At 42.2% G+C, this 445-nt stretch carries 1 pseudogene; it reads left to right on the forward strand.

The features are described from left to right. Positions 1-445 (forward strand): annotated as a pseudogene (locus H5116_RS20125) (hypothetical protein); the annotation flags it as partial.

Raw genomic sequence — 445 nt, forward strand, 5'->3', positions numbered from 1 at the left:
GGTGAGTGGGCAATAAATGCCACTAATATTTCAGGCCTTGCTGATGGTGAAATTACAGCAAGTGTTAGCGCACTAGATGTTGAAGGTAATTTAGCCACAAACGAAACCAGCTTTACCAAAGACACTACAGTTGCAATAACAGTTGATATCAACGATACAAACGATGACGTAATTAACGGCAATGATGAAAACGTAAACGTTGAAATTACAGGTACCACAACGGGTGTTGAAGACAACCAAACGGTAACAGTGGTAGTAACAGATGAAGCCGGTAATGAGCGCAGCTTTGAAGCCATAGTTACCAATAATACTTACACAATTACCGGTGCAAACTTATCAGGTCTTAACGATGGCGAATTAACTGCCACAGCCACAGTCAGTGATGAAGCTGGCAATACAGCAACCGATACAGACACCGCCATTCACGATAAAACAGCAGTAACCA

This window comes from Pseudoalteromonas sp. SG45-2 (assembly GCF_014164115.1).
GTDB lineage: Bacteria > Pseudomonadota > Gammaproteobacteria > Enterobacterales > Alteromonadaceae > Pseudoalteromonas > Pseudoalteromonas distincta.